18 protein-coding genes are annotated in these 17,527 nt (G+C 42.6%); 12 read left to right on the top strand and 6 right to left on the bottom strand.

Annotation, left to right across the window (positions count from 1 at the left end; all coding sequences use genetic code 11):
• Positions 1 to 12 precede the first annotated feature (12 nt).
• From ACQ86K_RS03495 to ACQ86K_RS03545, 11 genes are all read left to right on the top strand, one after another.
• A complete protein-coding gene (locus tag ACQ86K_RS03495) occupies positions 13 to 552 on the top strand; it encodes an AAA family ATPase (RefSeq protein ID WP_431199806.1) in 540 nt (179 codons plus the stop codon).
• Entirely contained in the window at positions 549 to 1,118 is a 570-nt protein-coding gene (locus ACQ86K_RS03500; protein ID WP_091173748.1) for a DUF4276 family protein, read from the top strand. The genes ACQ86K_RS03495 and ACQ86K_RS03500 overlap by 4 nt, the downstream gene beginning before the upstream one ends.
• 119 nt (positions 1,119 to 1,237) lie before the next feature.
• A complete protein-coding gene (locus ACQ86K_RS03505) occupies positions 1,238 to 1,945 on the top strand; it encodes an ATP-binding cassette domain-containing protein (protein ID WP_091173745.1) in 708 nt (235 codons plus the stop codon).
• Positions 1,946 to 1,966: 21 nt separating this feature from the next.
• Positions 1,967 to 2,473, top strand: coding sequence for a hypothetical protein (locus ACQ86K_RS03510; protein WP_091173742.1), 507 nt, complete (start codon positions 1,967 to 1,969; stop codon positions 2,471 to 2,473).
• Positions 2,474 to 2,538: 65 nt separating this feature from the next.
• Positions 2,539 to 3,048, top strand: a complete 510-nt coding sequence (locus ACQ86K_RS03515; protein ID WP_091173739.1) for a hypothetical protein — start codon at positions 2,539 to 2,541, stop codon at positions 3,046 to 3,048.
• A 71-nt stretch (positions 3,049 to 3,119) separates the two neighbouring features.
• On the top strand, positions 3,120 to 3,722 hold the full coding sequence (locus ACQ86K_RS03520) for a hypothetical protein (protein ID WP_091173736.1): 603 nt from the start codon (positions 3,120 to 3,122) through the stop codon (positions 3,720 to 3,722).
• Between the two features lie 357 nt (positions 3,723 to 4,079).
• Complete coding sequence (gene gldG, locus ACQ86K_RS03525; protein WP_091173733.1) at positions 4,080 to 6,527, top strand: gliding motility-associated ABC transporter substrate-binding protein GldG; 2,448 nt, start codon at positions 4,080 to 4,082, stop codon at positions 6,525 to 6,527.
• A 33-nt stretch (positions 6,528 to 6,560) separates the two neighbouring features.
• Positions 6,561 to 7,685, top strand: coding sequence for a DNA polymerase III subunit beta (gene dnaN / locus ACQ86K_RS03530; RefSeq protein ID WP_090529793.1), 1,125 nt, complete (start codon positions 6,561 to 6,563; stop codon positions 7,683 to 7,685).
• A 114-nt stretch (positions 7,686 to 7,799) separates the two neighbouring features.
• Positions 7,800 to 8,492, top strand: coding sequence for a DUF4397 domain-containing protein (locus tag ACQ86K_RS03535; RefSeq protein WP_431199807.1), 693 nt, complete (start codon positions 7,800 to 7,802; stop codon positions 8,490 to 8,492).
• 142 nt (positions 8,493 to 8,634) lie between these two features.
• On the top strand, positions 8,635 to 9,240 hold the full coding sequence (locus tag ACQ86K_RS03540) for a DUF4397 domain-containing protein (protein WP_431200786.1): 606 nt from the start codon (positions 8,635 to 8,637) through the stop codon (positions 9,238 to 9,240).
• Positions 9,241 to 9,285: 45 nt separating this feature from the next.
• Positions 9,286 to 9,942: a DedA family protein gene (locus ACQ86K_RS03545; RefSeq protein ID WP_091173721.1), complete on the top strand. Its 657-nt coding sequence runs from the start codon at positions 9,286 to 9,288 to the stop codon at positions 9,940 to 9,942.
• 92 nt (positions 9,943 to 10,034) lie between these two features.
• On the opposite strand, the gene ACQ86K_RS03550 is transcribed toward ACQ86K_RS03545, so the two are convergent.
• Positions 10,035 to 11,396: a vWA domain-containing protein gene (locus ACQ86K_RS03550; protein WP_176844554.1), complete on the bottom strand. Its 1,362-nt coding sequence runs from the start codon at positions 11,394 to 11,396 to the stop codon at positions 10,035 to 10,037.
• A 4-nt stretch (positions 11,397 to 11,400) separates the two neighbouring features.
• The gene (locus ACQ86K_RS03555) at positions 11,401 to 13,512 is read right to left on the bottom strand and encodes a LamG domain-containing protein (protein WP_091173714.1); all 2,112 of its coding nucleotides are present in this window, start codon (positions 13,510 to 13,512) and stop codon (positions 11,401 to 11,403) included.
• Positions 13,513 to 13,699: 187 nt separating this feature from the next.
• On the opposite strand from ACQ86K_RS03555, the gene ACQ86K_RS03560 reads away from it, so the two are divergent.
• Positions 13,700 to 13,867 (top strand): hypothetical protein, encoded by a 168-nt coding sequence (locus ACQ86K_RS03560; RefSeq protein ID WP_431199808.1) that lies wholly within the window; start codon positions 13,700 to 13,702, stop codon positions 13,865 to 13,867.
• A 36-nt stretch (positions 13,868 to 13,903) separates the two neighbouring features.
• On the opposite strand, the gene ACQ86K_RS03565 is transcribed toward ACQ86K_RS03560, so the two are convergent.
• The 4 genes from ACQ86K_RS03565 to ACQ86K_RS03580 form a co-directional block, all read right to left on the bottom strand.
• Positions 13,904 to 14,743: a zinc dependent phospholipase C family protein gene (locus tag ACQ86K_RS03565; protein WP_431199809.1), complete on the bottom strand. Its 840-nt coding sequence runs from the start codon at positions 14,741 to 14,743 to the stop codon at positions 13,904 to 13,906.
• Positions 14,744 to 14,878: 135 nt separating this feature from the next.
• The gene (locus ACQ86K_RS03570; protein WP_431199810.1) at positions 14,879 to 16,564 is read right to left on the bottom strand and encodes a MutS-related protein; all 1,686 of its coding nucleotides are present in this window, start codon (positions 16,562 to 16,564) and stop codon (positions 14,879 to 14,881) included.
• 87 nt (positions 16,565 to 16,651) lie between these two features.
• Positions 16,652 to 17,284: a class I SAM-dependent methyltransferase gene (locus tag ACQ86K_RS03575; protein WP_431200787.1), complete on the bottom strand. Its 633-nt coding sequence runs from the start codon at positions 17,282 to 17,284 to the stop codon at positions 16,652 to 16,654.
• A 40-nt stretch (positions 17,285 to 17,324) separates the two neighbouring features.
• A complete protein-coding gene (locus ACQ86K_RS03580; RefSeq protein WP_431199811.1) occupies positions 17,325 to 17,453 on the bottom strand; it encodes a hypothetical protein in 129 nt (42 codons plus the stop codon).
• Positions 17,454 to 17,527 lie beyond the last annotated feature (74 nt).

The raw sequence follows: 17,527 nt of genomic DNA on the forward strand, positions 1-17,527 counted from the left end.
GAAATTACTTCATTGGACATTACTGAAAAATTAAAAATCAACGATAATATAATTTATAACTTAAAGCTTTTTACTCCAATTGAAGATGTTAGGGTGAATAATAACATCAATATATATCATCTGGAGAGTACAGTAGTAGTCGAAAATGTTAAGCTTGATTTTAAAATAAATGGAAATTGGCTTCCTTGGTCACAATTATCAGATGGTACAAGGCGTTTGTTTTACATAGTTTCAGAAATAACTAATACTCAAGCCTTAGTATTACTCGAAGAGCCCGAACTTGGTGTACACCCTCACCAATTCCATCTGTTGATGAATTTCCTGAAAGAGCAATCAGAACATAAACAAATAATCATATCTACGCATGCGCCAAAAGCTTTAGATCATCTTAATCTTGATGAGCTAAATAGTATCGTTCTTGTTAATTATGATCAAAAGAATGGTACGCAGCTAAGGCATCTTACCGATGATGAGCAAGCTAAGGCTCAGGAATATGCCAAAGAAGTTGGTTATGTAAGCGATTACTGGATGTATTCAGATTTAGAAGAATGATAAAAGTGGGGCTTGTTGGGGAAGATCCGAATGACACCTCATCTATAAAAAATCTGTTAGAGCAACGCTATAATGGCAAGGTTCAGTTTAAAGAGTTGACTAAAAACTCTACCGGAGCCAATTTGGATTCGTTAGGTAAATTTAAAAGGGTACTTAAAAAGAAGTTTGACGATTCTAATTGTTCATTTATAGTTTATGTAAGAGATTTGGATGAGTTAGAATCGCATAAAGAAAAACTCTCCGAAAGGATTAAATGGTTCAAAGATTTAAATGATCATGTCAACAGCGATGGTATTCTTATGCTCAATATCTGGGAACTTGAAGCGTTAATACTTGGCGATATTGAAACGTTTAATAAAATGTATAATGTTAGTCATAAACCAGGTAATCCTATGTTTGTAAGAGATCCAAAAAAGGTGCTAATAGATATAACATCCAAAAATAGAAAGCAATTTAAAGAGTCTCACTGCCCCGATATCTTCAAGCAATTAAGTATTGATAAAGTAGAGAGAAACTGCAGCTGCTTTAAAAAATTCATCGCTGAGTTTAATGAAAAACTAAATTAATAGCATTTCCTGTCCACCTTTCGTCCATCAACATTGTGTTACACCTAAACGGACGGACGTACACCAAATTCTCAAATCTCCCGTCTCAAATCTCATATCTAAAGCATATTTTTACAGCCATGAGTATCAGTGTCGAGGCATTAACAAAGGTTTACGGCGTACAAAAAGCTGTTGATGGCATTAGCTTTACTGCCCAGCCCGGTGTACTGGGCTTTTTAGGCCCTAATGGCGCAGGTAAATCAACAACCATGAAAATCCTTACCGGCTTTATTCCGCAAACATCGGGTACGGCATCGGTATGTGGGTTTGATGTAGCCAAACAGCCGCTTGAGGTTAAGCGCCGCATCGGCTACCTGCCCGAAAGCAACCCGCTGTATACGGATATGTATGTGAAGGAGTCGTTGGGCTTTGTTGCCGGCATCCATAAAATTCATGAGCCTGCCAAACGTATTGCTGATATTATTGAGCAAACAGGCCTCGGCCCCGAGCAGCATAAAAAGATAGGGCAGCTTTCAAAAGGTTACCGCCAAAGGGTAGGCTTGGCACAGGCTATGCTGCATAACCCTGAAGTGCTGATACTGGATGAGCCAACTTCCGGCCTCGATCCAAACCAACTGATAGGGATCCGCCAGTTAATCCTCGACCTTGGTAAAACCAAAACCATCGTACTTTCAACCCACATTATGCAGGAAGTAGAGGCCGTGTGCAGCCAGGTGATTATCATTAATAAAGGAACTATCGTAGCCAATGATACCCTCCAGCAACTCCGGAAAAACAACGGCGGCAAATCGCTAGAGGAGGTGTTTATCAGTCTTACCAACAATTAAGGTTGTGGCAGAAGGCAGGTTATGAGAATTAAGTTTGCTTTAATTATCTCTATTTTGCTGGCAAATAGTTTTTACGATCACAAAAACAACGAGGTAGATTTTATTGAAATTGTACATATAGGGTGGGAGGACAAGCCTGTTAAAACTGTTTTTATAAGTGATAAAAAGATTACCGCCGAATCGGCAATGAACATTGTAAAAATAAATGGTAAAAAACAGCCTCGCCAGTCGCAGGAGCCGGATTCATGGAAATTATCAAACGGTTTTTGGAAATCATTGATTATAGATAGCAGAACTTTTGAAATGAGTATTGATTTTATCAAACAATACAGTTCTATTGCTTACAAATCCAAGGCCAGTCTCAATAACATAAGTAATGCAATATTGGTGGGCCATAAAATATATTATCTCTCTTATAGTCAACGTACTTCATTCATTAAACAATTAATAGCGTTTCTTGAAGCTAAAAAATGCAATAGCCAAAGCGTAGATACTATCAGAGTTTATTTCGACAGAAATCAATATTAACCTATTGCTTATTTTATATTTTCTTCATAATTATTAGCCGGGCAATATTGTATTTTCGGCCCGATATGAAAAAACTGTTATTGCTGCTCCTTATCTTCCCTGCTTTTAAAACCTTTGCCCAGGACACACCGAAACCCTCAACTGCTTTTAGTGCCGGGGTGGAGTTTGGTATTCCCTCGCGCAGTTTGTACAATGTAGGTGTTGGTGCTTCGCTTAAGCTAGAGCAGCCGGTAGTAAACCCGGCAAGCCTTACGCTCACAGCGGGGTTCAGCAGTTTTTTTCGTAAGGATTCGCCTTTTAATAATGGCCATTCGGGCGGCGATATCTTTGTACCCTTAAAAGCCGGGGTAAGGTATAATGTTGGCTCAGGCGTGTTTTTGGAAGCTGAAGCAGGCAGCGCTATCGAACTTAATTATGATGAGCGCAAGCTGTTTGCTTTTTCCCTTGGCCCGGCAATCATGATCCCTACCGGTACCGATAACCGTAATTTTGAATTGGGCTTGAGGTATGAAAGCTGGTCGGCCCATACCTTGCAGCAAACAGCTATCAGGTTTGCGTATCGGTTTGGGAGATAATATATTTTATGCAGCGATATATTACTAAAGGGCGTATTATCGTTATATAGCACTGCTAAACTTTTTATCACATGACTAATAAACCTATCTGCATCACATTAATTATATTATTTATTGTACTTTCATTTGCCGCCAAAGCACAGCAGGGCAAACAAACATCGTTAAGCGTAGGCACCGAAGCTATTATACCGATACGCGACAGTTATGTGGGGTCTGACTTTTGTCCTCAAACAGGTTTAGGCATAAATTTAAAGCTGGAAAAGCCGATAACTTCTGCCCTTCATTTTACAGTAAGTACGGGTTTGGTGTTTACCGAATCAGACCCGCGTTATTTATATTTTAATGTTAATCAGGGTTATTCAAGCAACAGCTCAAACGCTTTTTACGACGACAGCTTTCATAGCCTTTACGCTTATTTGCCATTAACTGCCGGATTTAAATATTACTGGGCAAAATACTTTTATGTAAATGCCGAAGCCGGCAGCGCTTTCAGCATCAATAACAGCGCACGTACCTCGTTTATTTATGCAGGAGGGGCAGGGGCTGTTGTGCCAATTGGCCCACATCATGGACTTGACTTTGGGTTGCAGTTTGAAAGAGGTTATAAAAATGTTGATCACGATCGCCCTGTCAGTCAGCTGGGTTTAAATGTTGCATATAAGTATAGGTTTTAGGATTTTGTAGTTGTCCGGCTTCTGGCCACAGATGGCCGGTTCTGGAAACGGACGGACAGAGGCTTTAGTAGCAGATATTTAGTGGCAGTTGCAGTAGTGTTGCTCTATAAAAGCCTGAGATTACTCCCCCACAAGTTCAAGCGTCCCTCGCTTAAACTACGCTTTAACAGGAACGTCCACGCTTTCCGGTTTAACGTAGGTGTGGACGCTTGCCTTATTTAAGGTTCAAGCGGAGGACACTTAAATTTGCCATATAACTAAATCCGAAATCGAAATTCCGAAATTCGATATCAAACTGCTTCTTTGCTTTAGCGCAATATTGTTGTAATTTCGGCGCTCAATACAATATTTTATAACGTGCTGAGCATCCTTAAAAAAGAAATAATATCCTACCTCAGTTCGCTGGTAGCCTATGTTACTATCGGTGTGTTTTTACTGGTGCTTGGCTTATTTTTATGGGTATTTCCCGATTCAAGTATCCTGGAATATGGTTATGCCGGGCTCGAAAGCCTTTTTAGCACTGCGCCCTACCTGTTCATGTTCCTCATCCCGGCAATTACGATGCGTTCCCTTGCCGAAGAACGTAAGGAAGGCACTTTTGAGCTGCTGTTCACCCGACCATTAAAAGATTGGGAGATAGTAATGGGCAAATACTTTGCCTGTTTGCTCATCGTGCTTTTTGCCTTGCTGCCCACGCTGGTTTATTACTATTCGGTAAGTGCATTGGGCATGCCGCAAGGCAATATTGATACGGGGGCTGTAATAGGCTCATACATCGGGTTGTTTTTATTAGGTGCTGTATTTGTGGGTATAGGTTTGTTTACCTCATCCATTACCAGAAATCAGATCATTGCCTTTACTATATCCGTTTTCCTGTGTTTCTTTTTTTACAGCGGATTCGATTCTATCAGTCAGCTGTTATCCCTGCAGGACCTGGGATTGCAGAGTTTAGGCATAACCCAGCATTATCAATCGGTAAGCCGCGGTGTGCTGGATACCCGCGATCTGACTTACTTCATCATCACCACAGGCATTTTTATATGGCTTACGCTGTTTGTGCTTGCAAAGCAACGTCAAAAAGGGTTGGGCGATATTTTGATGATCAGTGTGTTAGGAGTTCTGGTTTTTCTGGGGATACTATCCTCATTCACTTTTACCCGTTTTGATTTTACTGCCGAAAAGCGCTATACCATATCGCCCATTAGCAGGCAGATTATGGATAAGCTTCCGAAAAAGGTAAAAGTGGTAGTTTATTTACAGGGCGATAACCTCCCCGGCGGTTTTAAACGCCTGCAAAGTGCCACGCGTGATATGCTGAGCGATTTACAGGCTTACAGTCACGGCAAAATCCAGTTTGAGTTTCGCGACCCGCTGAAGGGTTTAAACAACGATCAGCAAAACGAGGTGATCCAAAACATGGCTGCCGAAGGTGTTGAACCAACCAACCTGAGCGTTAAAACAGATAACGGTGTAACGCAAAAGCTCATTTTTCCGTCGGCGCTGGTATCGGCAGATGGTAAGGATATCCCGGTAAAGTTATTGCTGAGCAGGATAGGCCTCTCGCCCGATGAAGTATTGAACAACTCTATCCAAAACCTGGAATATGCCTTTTCATCGGCCATAAAAAAGGCGGTCAACGGGGGCAGGCCGCAAATCGGCTTTACCGAAGGCCATCATGAGCTAACCGATTTACAACTGAACGATGCCATGAAAACCCTTGCCGATGGTTTCCAGGTAGGCCGGGTTGATTTGAATGCCATCTCCTTTGCCGATCTGCAAAAGATCAAATTGCTGGTGATAGCCAAGCCCGATCAGAAATTCAGCGAGGTAGAGAAATTCAAACTCGACCAGTACATCATGCACGGAGGCCAGGTGCTATGGACAATAGACCAGGTAAGCGCCGAACTCGATAGCCTTCGAGGGCATGGCGGCGAGCAGCTGGCTTTCCCCAAGCAGCTTAATCTCGATGATCAGCTTTTCCGTTATGGGATCCGTATCAATTATGATCTGATTGCTGATATGAACTGCTCGCAAATTCCCATCAGTACCGGCAATGTTGGCGGGCAGGCGCAGATCCAGATGCTGCCATGGCTGTATTACCCGGTATTTATCCCGCTAAGCAAACACCCGGTGGTGAAAAATTTGGATGGTATCAGCAGCGAGTTTGCAAGTACTATCGATATCCTCGATACCAAAAATGTAAACAAAACGGTGCTGCTAACCTCATCGCCTTATAACAAAAAGCTCACCGCCCCGCACATATTATCGTTGCAGGCTTTGGAGCAGGAGCCAAACCCTAAGGAGTTTCAAAGCACATCTAAAATAACTGGTGTATTATTGGAAGGCAGTTTTGTAAGCGACTGGCAAAATCGCCCGCTGCCCGAAGGGCTTAAAGAGCAGGTTGCCATAAAGCAACAAAGCGAGCCTACCAAAATGATAGTGATTAGCGATGGTGATGTTTTAAAGAATCAGGTAGGCAGCGATGGCTCACCTTACCCATTAGGTTACGATCATTATACGCACCAAACATACGGAAATAAAAACCTGCTGCTTAACATAGCCGATTACATGACCGATGATTCGGGACTGATAGCCCTGCGTACCAAGGAAATTAAGATCCGCCTGCTGGATAGGGCAAGAATAAGGGGCGAGAAGGTGCTTTTCCAATATGATAAATTCAATATTAGAATTGCTATAAACGAAAAAATGTATTGGCAACTGGTTAATACCATTGCGCCGCTGGTTTTAGTGTTAATATGTGCTATTTTTCAACATTATTTACGCAGGCAAAAGTATGCCCGTTAAATTTTCTATTTTTGATAGATTAATTACAACCATATGAGATTTATTGTTTCTACCTCAACATTACTCAAACAACTGCAATCGGTAAGTGGTGCGTTAAGCAGCAGTACTGTGCTGCCGATACTGGAAAACTTTTTGTTCGAGATAAAGGATGGGAACTTGACCATTTCTGCTACCGACCTGCAAACCAGCATGACCACCTCTTTGCCAGTTGAGGCTAAAGAGAACGGCAGGATTGCTATCCCGTCGCGTATATTGTTAGAGACCCTGAAGTCATTACCCGAGCAGCCTGTAGCTTTTTCGGTTGATGATAAAACCTTCGCCATTGAAATTAATGCCGGCGATGGTAAATACAAACTGAGCGGCGAAAACGGCGAGGATTTTCCAAAGATCCCTGTTGTTGAAAACGCTTCATCAGTAAACCTGCCTGCTTCAGTTTTGGCCGAAGCTATCAACAAAACCATTTTCGCGGTAAGTAATGACGAATTGCGCCCGGCTATGACAGGTGTTTACTGTCAGCTTACAACATCGGCACTTACATTTGTTGCTACCGATGCGCACAAGCTGGTTCGTTACCGACGTAAAGATGCAAAGGCTGCAAGCACTACATCATTCATACTGCCTAAAAAAGCTTTAACCCTGCTTAAATCATCATTACCAAGCGATGATGTAAATGTATCTGTTGAGTATAATTCCACCAGTGCTTTCTTCAAGTTTGGCAATATTAACCTGGTGTGTCGTTTAATTGACGAGCGTTACCCTGATTACGAGGCGGTTATTCCTCAAAATAATCCTAATAAATTAAATATCGACAGGCTTACTTTCCTGGGTTCGTTAAACCGTGTGGCTATTTATGCTAACAAAACCACGCACCAGGTAAGGCTTAAAATAAATGGCAGCGAGTTAAATATTTCGTCAGAAGATATTGACTTTGCTAACGAGGCCCACGAGCGTTTAAGCTGCCAATATGAGGGCGAAGACATGGAAATTGGCTTCAATGCAAGATTTTTAATAGAAATGTTGAAGAATTTAAGTTGCGAAGAAGTATCTTTGGAAATGTCGACTCCAAACCGTGCCGGCTTATTGCTGCCACAAGGCGGAGATGAGAATGAAGATGTGCTGATGCTGGTTATGCCGGTGATGCTCAATAGCTATGCTTAAGTGTAAACTTAAATTATAAATCCAAAACTAAGTCCGGTAACATAAAACCGGACTTTTTTTGTTCAACACCCAATACCAAAAATTACAGTAAGCAGTTATAGCTTATAATTGTATATGAATATAAAGGTTAAAGTTTTATTGTTGATAGCCGCGGCAGGTTGCTTTGCAACGTGCAAAAAAACAACGATAAACCCGATGTGGTTGATCTCGTCAACATCATCGTTAAATGTTATTAATGCTACTTTCAACAATGTTAACGTTTATCTTAATGGCACAAGGGTAAACAATACAACAACTTTTTATCCGGGAGGTACGCTTGGATATATTACTGTTAAAGCGGGTACACAAAACTATTCGGTTAAGTTGGATGGGCCTAATAATCCCAATCCGCTGTTTAGCCTACCCCTAACCTTAAGTAAGGATTCGGTGTATTCATTTTACATAGCCGGCAATTCAACAGATCAGGTTTTTAAAACTACCGACATCATAGCTGCAGATACAAATAAGGTACCCTCTGCTAAAATAAGGTTTGTAAATGCTTCGCCGGATGCCGGGAATATAAGCGTGCATTTTGAAGGTACAACTGCTGCCTTAGATACCGAAAAGGTAAAGGACCTTGCTTTTAAAGGTACCTCGACGTTTTATTTGGTAACGCCCGGAGAGCACAATATGGCGCTGCATTCGGCGGCGTTTTCGGGCACTATTGTAAGGGATACAGTGCAGCTTGTAGGAGGAAAGGTGTATACCTACTACGGTTTTGGTAATAAAAGCACAGGCCTGGCAACCGGCCTGTTCATCAATCAATAATTACATTAATGGCTAATAAAAATAAAAGCAAGGTACTGGTTTCGTTTTTTATAGTTGTGCTATGCGGACTTTTCATCTGTGCTGTTTCTTCGTGCGGTAAGGGGGCAATGCATCATCAGTAGGCCTCAATACCCAGTTTCAAATCGTTAATTTAAGTCCCGATATCCAGCCGGTATACCTTTATCAGCATTTTATCAGGTATAATACCACTACCTATACTTATCCAAACAGTTCGGGATATTTTTACCTTTCAACACTTGAACCGCCGTTACAGTTACGTACAGCCACCGCGGCGCCGGTTATTTTGCTGCAATTTGATACTACGCTTAAAGCCAACAGGAAATACACTATGTTTATAACCGGCTTCAGAAAGGATAGTTCGTTTGTTAGTTCATTTATACTATCTGATAGTACCGGTTTGCCAGCCATAGGTAAAGGAAAAGTAAGGTTTGTGCATACTTCACCCAATACCTCAGCCCTAGATCTGCGGGCTAATGACACCCTTGTGGTTAGAGGTACTACCTTTAACAAGGTATCTAAATACGTTGAACTTACTGCCGGTAATTATAACTTTACCATTACCACGACCCGAACGCCCACGACAATAGAAACAACCCTGCAAAATGTAACTATACAGGACGGCCGCGCCTACACCATTTATACCAAAGGTATTGTTGGCAGCGCCGACTCATTGGCCTTTGGAGCGGGGGTACTTACTAATAATCTGCTTAGTAAGACACTTCAGTAGCTGCGTTTTGTTTAATATTTATATTTTTGGGCAAAATTTTAGCCTGTGGAAGTAATAAAAAGCATAATCGACTTTATACTGCATATTGACAAGCACCTGGTACAAATAACCAGCGCTTACCAGGGATGGACTTATCTGATCCTTTTCCTGATCATATTTGCCGAAACAGGTTTTGTAGTAACTCCTTTTTTACCCGGCGATTCACTGCTGTTTGCAGCTGGCGCGTTAATAGCCGGTGGTAGTTCGGGTTTGGATATCTGGCTGCTGGGCATCATATTAATTGCCGCTGCCTTTATCGGTAATACGGTGAATTATCTTTTAGGCAACTATTTAGGCCCTAAAGTTTTTAAAGAGGAAAATAAGATCCTCAAGCTCGAATACTATCTTAAAACCAAAGCTTTTTTTGATAAACATGGCGGTAAGGCGGTGATTTTTAGCCGTTTTATGCCTATTATCCGCACTATCGCACCTTTTGTGGCCGGTGTTGGCAGGATGCCTTTTTTAAAGTATAGCCTTTATAACATCGTCGGCGGTGCATCATGGATCATTGTGTTCCTGTTTGCGGGTTACAAATTAGGGCAGGTACCGGTGATAGCTAAAAACTTTTCGCTGGTAGGGGTAATCATCATCCTCATCTCGATATTGCCGCCCATCTTTGCCGCTATAAAAGGCCGTAGCGCCAAGGTTTCTGAGGGGCAATAAAAAGCTTTTTCAACATTTCAAATATCAAAAGCCTGTGCAGGATATAATTCCCAGCACAGGCTTTTTGTTTATTAAACAGGATGGTGGTTTATTCAATCGCCATCGGTAACCACTACATTAAAGCGACGACTTCTGGAAAACGGCGTTTTAGATTTATCTGAAAATCCGGTTACTTCCAGCTCTACGGTATAACTTCCGGCCTCGTGCGTTTCATGTATAGTACCGGCGTACCCACCTTGCTTTGCCGCTGACAGGATACTCCCGCCCTTTATGTGCGGCAAAAGGTCCTCCTCCGTCAACCGCTGCCTGTAAAGCAGATCGAGCTTTGCCAAATCGGGATGTTGTATAGTGTCCATTGTTTCTTCAGGCAGCTTTATGTTTTTAAGGTCTGATGCATAAGCTTTAATTGCACTATGCTGACTTAGTTTGGGACGGGTAACCAAAGCACGTATTTGTTGTCCGGTTATCGGCTTTCCATCATCCGTTAAATGTGCGTGATAAGTAATAGGCTGTCCTTTGCGCACAACAGAGGTTGCATCAACTGTAAGCTGAAGCGGAGCGGCATTGCCTGAAGGTGCATATTCAAAGGCACCGCCTGTCAGGCCCTGCGGGGTTGTACCACCATACATGATCTGGATATACCATAGGCCTACCGCCGGGTTAGGAATGTTAAATACTACATAGGCCCCTCCCTGTAAGGTAGGCATTGGTGTAATTACCACGCCGGCCGGCGTTACAAGTGTTACACTTAATTGATTAAGTCCGGGCTGGCCATTTGTGAACGTATAATTAGGATCACTCCATACAACCGAAAACTGTCCAAGGTCGTTGCCTGCTGATACGGTGGCCGGAATCAACAGGTAATCATAGGCCTGGGCTACTTTGTATCCGTTTGCAAGTAATTGTGCAGCAGGAGTTTGTGCCCTGATCTGGTTGTAAATTTGCATCATGTTGAAAACATAGGGGGCATAATAATACTGGCCGCCGCTCTGGGTTGCAATTTGCTGCATTAAGTTTTGGTCAGACGCCGGCCCCATTGCACATGAATATACGGGAGGGGTGCCGGCTGGTAATGGCAGGGGATTGGTGCCGCAGTTTTGATAACCGTCAGAAAGCAGCACAAGGCCTTTATTTACACCGGCAGGAGCACTTGAAAGCATATTTACAGCGGTTTGAAGCCCTCCTCCCATATTGGTGCAGCTTCCGGTGAAACTTAGGTTTTGTACAGCTGCAGCTGCTGTAACCGGTACGGTAAGGTTTTGATCAACCTGTGTCAGGTTATAGGTTACTCTTCCGTTGGTGTCGTAGGATGCCACGCCAATATAATCGCCAGGGAGCGCATTGTTCAGGAAAGCTTTGGTATCGATGACTGTGATTGCGACATAATTTGAAGATGTCATGCTATATGAAGTGTCTACCACAGGTATAGCTACAACAGGTGTTGAAGTTGGCATGGCTTTATGAATTAAAAGAAGGTGAAACATTGGTTGATTGGAGAAGCTGACCGCATGCGGTATTGTATTTAAGTGAAAGTATAGTAAGCTGAGTAGCCCATACAATAAAGCCGGCAAGTATGGCGGCTGCTTCCAGGCCTGTTACTATGGCTATTACTTTACGAAGGATCCAGAATAAGGCATACCATCCTGCGGATGTCAGCACAAACTTGATAATGGTCCACATCAGTCCCTGCTGATATATTACACCTACAAAACCAATAGCGGCTGTGGCGCTGATTGCTTTTCCGGCCATTGAGCTCATGGCATTCATTACCGTTTGATTTGCACGGAGCAGGTTATAAATACGCGTGGCGATATTGCCGGTGGTAGGTGCCAGCCCCACAGCCTGAAGGAAACCTACAGTAAGCGCAAAGATGAATTGGATCCACCAGAGCGTACAGTCTGATTCGGCGCCTATAGCCCCTTCGTAAACGAGCATGTCTGCTTTTACACCATGGTAAATAATACGGGTTATGCCATTGGTATCCGTGCGGGTAAAAACACGGGACAGATTGGCATTTTCGTCGAACATTTGCCGGGCTTTTTCATAAGCGTTATCAAACTGCTGGCGAAAGCCTTCTGTTGCCGGGCCTCCGTTTTTACTGCCGAACCAATCTTTAAATTGTGACCAGCTTTCCTCTTTATGATCTTCGGTAAAAACTTTGGGCTGGCTGGCAAATAGTATGTCTGTAGGTGGCGGTACAGGCGTTTCCACGTTTTGATTGAGATAAATAGCGTTGATGGATTGTGGGATGCCCAAAAGCGCAATCTGCTCGGTAGTTAAAACGTTTACGGTTTGGAGCTGCTGCACGGCACCATTATCCAGTTCAAGGGTTGATTTGTCGGTTGTATCTATCGGCGGGTTAACGGTGAAATCAAAATTTGAAATTAAACGGTTATCGGTTATTACGTCATTGTACATCCATTGAACAATTTCTGATTGTTCCAAACATACATTCCAGATGCGCAGGTTTTGGATAGAACCGCCGAAGTTGTCGATGATATTGCCGTTCGAATCATATTGGGCGCCTACGAGTACATGCCCGTTTGGAACCGCGGTAACCGGCGAAGGAAAATAATCGATAGCCTGAAGGTTGCCGTTTACGTACAAGCTAAGGGCTTTAACATCGCTATCATAACTTAGTGCAAAATGATAATAGCTTAGCGGCAAAACCGAGGCTGTTGATGCTAAAGAAATACTGTCGCTGTTACGCTGGCCTATAACCTGGTTGTTTTGATAGCTTACTTTGTATTCCCATGCGCCGTTCAAACCATAACTTAACAGGATACCGTTGCTGCTGCTGCCCGGGAAGAACCAGCCTTCAATGGTATAAGGGGCGTTTCCGGGAATGCTGTATTCGGGAAAGGAGCCGCAATCAACATAACCATCCGCTCCCAGTACAACAGATGGAACATTGAACGCGTATTGTACATTGTTTTTGAAATTAAGGGCTATATTATTTCCGGAACTGTCTACCCCCGGCATTTCCGAAAAGTCGCTGTAAAATATAAGGTTGGGATTTTGGACAGCGCTATAATTATTTACTTGTACCGAATCATTAAGGATATCTTCAGCGTCGCGCACGCTATTCCAGATCATAATCCTTCCAAGTTGGCCCTGTAGGTACCAGATCGGGCTACTCTGCTGCATTACAGCGCCCAGCAGCATATTGGTACCGCTTGCAGGCAGCGTTCCCGAAAAGGTGCTTTGCGCAACAGCCACGCCATCAACATAAAGCGATAAACTGGAAGTTGTACCATCAAATACAGAGGCCAGGTGGTGCCATTCGTCGACAGTGATGGGTAAAGTCGATTTGATCAGATACGGTGCGATGCCTACATAGGCGTAAACATAACCGGATTCAAGAAATAATTGGTATTGTCCGCCAACCGCATTATCAACATTGCCAACTACGGATTGAAATCCGTTAAGGCTCGACACGTTTACCCAGGCCTCCAGGGTAAAGGAGGTTAAATTGTTTAGTACGGTTGGTGTACCGCAATCTACATAAGCGGTGTTTCCGAGTTGCAGCACACTTGATGCCCATCGTGGTGCTAAAGTTAAATTTGCCATAAGATGATAGTTTATAGATGTAAATATTCAGTGATATAAAACGCCAGTCACTCGATATGGCCTCCTATTTATTTAATTCTCTATTAGGTTTAGGGCTTGTGGCTAAAAGGGGAGGTCAAATCAACTTCCTGATTGATTTAACTAAGTTAGGAGGGTTGTAAACCGGGTAATAGCGTATAAATACCTAATGGAAAAATTGCGTATAAATACCATGATAACGGGAAATGAAGCAGATGAGGCAGGAATATTTTTAATGATTGATTATGCTGCCATGTTACAATTGTTTCAGATAAGAAAGGTGATAGCCGGCGTTATCCCTTTCGCTGTTTTCGTGGAGCTGATGCGGAGAATATAAAGAAGGCAGGGGAAGGCTGCCGGGTTTGATTGTTAACTATTTTATTATTAATGCTTTGCCTGATCGGTAAAGCATTTCTTCTTGCCGAAGCTTTGCCTTTTGTTCGATGCTTAAAGGCTGTGCGATAAGCTTGCTCAGGTCCGGCTGCCCTGCATCAACCCAGGCCGAGTACCAGAAACTACCCACGGAAAGAATAGATGCCCGCATTTGCCTTGCCACCATCCCCTTCAGCATTTTGTGATAAGTCAGGCTATAGGCCACGGAGTAATCGGTAATTTGCTTTTTGCCATGCTGTACCAACGCGTACTTTTTGTCCTGCGGGTAGGTTTTGTTCAGGATGCGCTCAAAACGTAAAACTGTATCAACGGTTTTGTAAGTAGCCTTGCATATACGGAATGCTTCATTCAATGGGTTTTCAATATACCGGGCCTTGCCAACGTAGTAATTATAATGATCGGCAAATAACTCAGGCAGGCGGCTTTCCCAAAGGGCATGGATGCCGGTTTGCCCCGTAAGCTGGCCGTTGTAGTTTTGGGTTAGGTGCAGCGGTACGTGCGCATCGGCAATATAATGCCCTAAATAGGCAGATGCATTGAGGATAGACGTTGTATCATGGGCTTTGAAAGCGCGTACCAGCCTGTAATACTGGTATTGAATGGTCCAGGGAACAGTGCCGTATTTAATGATGATATCTTTTGAGTATTTGGCAACGGCATCCTTCCATTTTTTAGGCATAGCCTCAAAGGGTTTTTTGCCATAACGGTCAGCATCAAAGAAATGGCGTGGCGCTTCTGATGAGTCAACATAGCGGCGTTTGTCGGCACTTACGGCATGTTCGGTTATATAATCGATATTGGATCTGTAAAAACAAGACATGGCCTTAGGTAGCGTGAAAACTGCCAGCCGGTTAATACGATAATGTGCAAAGAATCCCCATGATGAGCATAACATGATTAAACAGGTACCAGTTATGCTTAAAATTATGCGGCGGTTCATGAGGCAAAGATGCAATTAAAGGGGGAGTTTTAAATTATACTTCTCTCTTAATTGGCTGCTTACCTTATTGGCTTCATCAATAATACTCTCCGGGAAACCGACGCCTTTTAAAACCGCGATGCCATTTCGGTTTTTGAGCAATCCCTCTTTAATTTTATAATCAAATACCAACCGGTCATCGCCAATTACTTCCTCAAAAGAGAAAACTTTGTAATCGCTGCCCAGTAATTCGGCCAGTTCCAGATCGTGTGTAGACACAAAAACGAAGCTTTGATTTTGGATAAAGTAGCTTAGTACGGCTTTCGCGGCGGCTATCCGTTCAATGGTATTTGTACCCCTGAAAATTTCATCAATGATTACGAGGCTGTTTATGGGTTTGCTGGCAATGGTTTGTGCCACTATATTTTTAACGGCTAAAGCTTCGGCCTGGAAATAGCTTTTATTATCGCCCAAATCGTCGGTCATATCAATGCTGGTAAATATTTTGAGCGGAGGAGCCTGGTATACTGTAGCAAAACTGGTGTTAATGGTTTGCGATAGCAAAGCGTTTATAGCAATAGCCCTGATAAAAGTGGTTTTACCCGACATGTTGGAACCAGTTACCAAAATGCCTTGTGTATTATCTATAGCGATAGAATTTGACACGCAGTTTTCAATAAGCGGGTGATAAAGATTTTTAATAATGATATGGGTATTGCCGGTTGTAAGTTGAGGTTTGCAATAATGAGCCGCGCCATCACGCACCGATTGGATGGAAATGGCAACATCAACCTCAGCCACCGCTTCATAAACAACTTTAATGTCACTAAGGTATTTGTTTACTTTGGTGATGGATTTTATAAATACCAGCGGCTCAATAAGCAGGAACATTTTTAACCATTCGGTAACCAGATAATAAATATCGGTAGGATCAATAGCGACTTTATTTTGCAGGGTGATATAATTTAACGACTTTTTGAGTTTGCCCATATTAGCCATACTGAGGCGGGTACTTTCATCATCCCTGAGCAGAGTGTGGTTCTTAAGCCAATTTGATACCTTAAATAAAACCAACAACTGCGGTAGCGAATGTGTGTAGTTCAGCATCTGGGTTTTATTACTGTAATGAATAACTACATTGGCTATCATTAATATCAGCAATAGCAAAAGCATAAACTGGTTGGGAACAATAAAAAGGCTAAATGCCACTCCAATGATCAAAAACGGCGCTATGCTGATATAAAAATTGCCAATTGCCGGAAACATGGAATGATGCGGTTTCTTAAAAAGCTCTGGTAAGTAGTAGGCATCATTGTTCCCTAACTCAGATAATTTAAGCTCGGCTGCCTCTCTCAATTCTTTATCGGCGGTGACATTGCCGATCCGCTGTTCAAGCGTTTCAAAATATTCTTCTGAAATTTGCGGGGAGTGTAATTGCTTATATAGATATTGTTGTCCGGGTTTTGAATTGGTACGGTCGATAAATTCAAATACGCTGTCGATGTCAAGGTCGGTGGCGGTATTGGCTGAGATCTCGCTTACGCTACCATAAGCTGTAAGGTAGGTGCTGACCGGTTTGAAATTTCTGCTTGCAATTATGGGTTTGCCCCAGCGTTCTTTTATTTCGGTAAGTTTCTTTTTTTGTTGGGCTTTGCTTTTTAAATGGCTTATTAAAATAAATATAAAAGGCAGCAGTATTATAATAGTGATCCAGTATATCATGTTTAAGTAGTATTAATAAGCCATTGTGTTTGCTTATTAGATAATACCCGCGTGCAATTGTTTCACCGATACGAAATAATGTTGATCTTACAGTTTCCCCGAATAAACCTTCGTATCGTAATTAATAACGATAACGCCATCCTGCTGAAATTTATCAAAAAGTGCATGCAAATCGTTGATCATTGGCTCGTACCCCTCATCTCCACGTGCAGGCATGTATGATGATGACAGTAGCCTGCCTTTTAATCCTTCAAAATCAAATAACTGTTTATTGGCGAATATTTCCAGGTGAACAGGTTGCGGCTTAAAGAAAGCTGTGATATGTTCGGTATTGATATTGCGGTGATCAACCTTTACGTAATCGCGGCCATGTTTTACAATGAGTTTATCGTATTCCTGTTCAAAGACTGAGGTTGTTTTTCTCTCATTCCAGATGAGGGCAACAATGCCATCCGGTTTCAGTATCCTTTTAAATTCAGCACAGGTTTTTACGGCATCAAACCAGTGAAAAGCCTGTCCGGCTATAATAGCATTAATGCTATTACTCTCGATGCCGGTATTTTCTGCAGTGCCGTTTCGGGGGATAAAACCGTTATATGAACCGAGTAACTCGATAGCTTTTTCGCGCATCTCCAAATTTGGTTCAATGGCAATTACCCGGTAGCCTTTTTTCAGGAACAATGCGGTGGAGATCCCTGTACCTGCACCAATATCGGCAATGAGCTTATCCTGTGTTAAGCCGTAAGCGTCATGTAAAAACTTAACAAGTCTCGTCGGGGTAGCCGGGACGGTATTTTACATAATCTTCAACCCGGTTGCTGAACCTGGTGATGCTGTTGGTAACCATAAACGCAATAGTTTTAATTAATAGTAACGCAGCAAAAATCATTGTGTTGCATGAACACTTCGTGAATGCGGGATTAACAGGTTGTTAATTTGGCAGGTCTGCAAGCCCAAAGGGTT

It is taken from the genome of Mucilaginibacter sp. P19 (assembly GCF_050632265.1).
Classification (GTDB): Bacteria; Bacteroidota; Bacteroidia; order Sphingobacteriales; family Sphingobacteriaceae; genus Mucilaginibacter; species Mucilaginibacter gossypii.

Coding starts and splice junctions, on each gene's coding strand:
- ACQ86K_RS03580 (WP_431199811.1), bottom strand. CDS start 17,453: ATGATTTTTGCTGCGTTACTATTAATTAAAACTATTGCGTTTATGGTT.
- ACQ86K_RS03515 (WP_091173739.1), top strand. CDS start 2,539: ATGAAAAAACTGTTATTGCTGCTCCTTATCTTCCCTGCTTTTAAAACC.
- dnaN (WP_090529793.1), top strand. CDS start 6,561: ATGAGATTTATTGTTTCTACCTCAACATTACTCAAACAACTGCAATCG.
- ACQ86K_RS03550 (WP_176844554.1), bottom strand. CDS start 11,396: ATGCCAACTTCAACACCTGTTGTAGCTATACCTGTGGTAGACACTTCA.
- ACQ86K_RS03505 (WP_091173745.1), top strand. CDS start 1,238: ATGAGTATCAGTGTCGAGGCATTAACAAAGGTTTACGGCGTACAAAAA.
- ACQ86K_RS03535 (WP_431199807.1), top strand. CDS start 7,800: ATGAATATAAAGGTTAAAGTTTTATTGTTGATAGCCGCGGCAGGTTGC.
- ACQ86K_RS03510 (WP_091173742.1), top strand. CDS start 1,967: ATGAGAATTAAGTTTGCTTTAATTATCTCTATTTTGCTGGCAAATAGT.
- ACQ86K_RS03500 (WP_091173748.1), top strand. CDS start 549: ATGATAAAAGTGGGGCTTGTTGGGGAAGATCCGAATGACACCTCATCT.
- ACQ86K_RS03555 (WP_091173714.1), bottom strand. CDS start 13,512: ATGGCAAATTTAACTTTAGCACCACGATGGGCATCAAGTGTGCTGCAA.
- ACQ86K_RS03570 (WP_431199810.1), bottom strand. CDS start 16,564: ATGATATACTGGATCACTATTATAATACTGCTGCCTTTTATATTTATT.
- ACQ86K_RS03520 (WP_091173736.1), top strand. CDS start 3,120: ATGACTAATAAACCTATCTGCATCACATTAATTATATTATTTATTGTA.
- ACQ86K_RS03560 (WP_431199808.1), top strand. CDS start 13,700: ATGGAAAAATTGCGTATAAATACCATGATAACGGGAAATGAAGCAGAT.
- ACQ86K_RS03565 (WP_431199809.1), bottom strand. CDS start 14,743: ATGTCTTGTTTTTACAGATCCAATATCGATTATATAACCGAACATGCC.